This is a genomic window from Arsukibacterium sp., assembly GCF_036735525.1.
Classification (GTDB): Bacteria; Pseudomonadota; Gammaproteobacteria; order Enterobacterales; family Alteromonadaceae; genus Alishewanella.
The window spans coordinates 1-1707 of record NZ_DAINOE010000098.1 but is presented as its reverse complement, the minus strand read 5'-3'; the positions used below and the strand labels follow the sequence as shown (position 1 = coordinate 1707).

The window sequence follows — 1707 nt, the reverse complement described above, 5'->3', positions numbered from 1 at the left end:
GCCGCTTTATAAAGCCACTTTATTGCCTCAGGCGTAGATTGCTCCACTACTAATCCATTAAGATATCGTGAACCCAACTCATATTGAGCAAAGGGATCGTCTTGCTCAGCGGCTTTCAGATACCATATGTGAGCACCCTCATCAGACAAATAAACACCCCTGCCGATGATATACCTTTTCGTTACTGCCAGCTGGGCACCGGCATGCCCTTGTTCTGCTGCTTTGTAAAACCAGATAACGGCATCTTGTTGCGCCCGGTAACCTTCCCGCTGATCATATAACATACCTATTTTATACTGCGCATTAGCATCGCCTTGCTCAGCAAGCTTGCGGTATTCAGCCAACTCAGCCTCAGTATCCAATTCCACAAAAGCCGCCAATCTATAAAGCACCGCATTTTCATGACCGCCGATAGGATGTTGTGCAAATTTTTGTATTGCAGTGTCACGAAATTGTCGGGCAATAGCGCTATTTTTAGTTACTCCGAGGCCTCGCAGATACATTAAAGCCAGTTGCGCATCAGCATAAGCACTGCCCAGTGCTGCAGCTTGCCGGTATAAATCAATGGCAACGAAGTCTTTGTCTAAACGTAGCGATGAATAAAAAGCCTCATCGGCGGCCAGGCGTAATGATTTAGCTTCAGGGGTCTCCAAGGGAGTAAGGTTAACCTGCTCAGCACTGGCGTGTGCAACCTTAGATGTATCAGGCAGGCTGTCTTGCACTAATCGGAAGCCGCTATAGTACAACTGGTTCGCTACCCCCCCTTCTAAACGGAAGGAAAAACGGAGGCTGCCGGGGTCACTGCCAAAGGAGCCGCCTCGTAAGATGCGATAATTACAGTCACCATCCTGCCAGGCAATGGCGTTGACGGGTGCGCCACGATAACTTCGATTCAAGCAATCCTGGGTCCATTCCATTACATTACCTTGCATATCATAAAGACCAAAAGCATTAGCTGAGAACGACTTTACCGGTAGTGTCTTTTTCTCAATAACACAGTCATCATCATAGCCACCATAATGTGCTTGAGAGCACTCAATCGTATTTCCCACACTATATCGTGTAGTACTGCCGGCGCGGGCGGCATATTCCCATTCAGCCTCACTGGGTAAACGGAAAGTCTGGCCGGTGGTTTTATTGAGCCAGGGGATAAACTGCTGGGTAATATCGTTAAAACTAACGTTGATAACAGGGCGATTGCCGCGTCCCCAGCTTTGGTCATCTGGCCTGTGGCTGCAACCACCCGCAGCTACGCAAGCATCCCACATCGCAAAGGTCGCCTCAGTCTCCATCATTTTAAAGGCGCTCACACTGACAGTACGTATCGGTTTTTCCTCTGGGTAGCAGGCCGTATCTCCAGTGCTGCAGCCCATAGTAAAATTGCCCGCCGGTATGCTCACTAATGTTCCGGTTAGTTCTGAATAATCCTGATTAACCGGATAGTAATAGTAGCCAACCGCTGCCAGCAGCATTAGCACCGTTATAATAAACATTACAGGTCCGGTGGCGCTTTTTTTAACAACAGGTGAAGCCTGCCCATCCTGTGTCGAACTGGTGTTGCTTTGTTGCGCGGTGACCTCAGCAAACGAGCCCTGTGCAGCCGTATGTTTTGCTTCTGTGTGAGTTGCTTCAACAGGTGGCGATAACCGTTGAGCCACCTGCTGCATCGTCTGCGGCCGCTCATCGGCTTTAAACGCCAGGCACTGG

The 1707-nt window shown here is 49.4% G+C and carries 1 protein-coding gene; it reads right to left on the bottom strand.

Annotated elements, in window-relative coordinates:
* On the bottom strand, positions 1-1493 hold a 1493-nt coding region (locus V7D78_RS14700), incomplete at its 3' end, for an SUMF1/EgtB/PvdO family nonheme iron enzyme (protein WP_333609211.1).
* Positions 1494-1707: the final 214 nt, after the last annotated feature.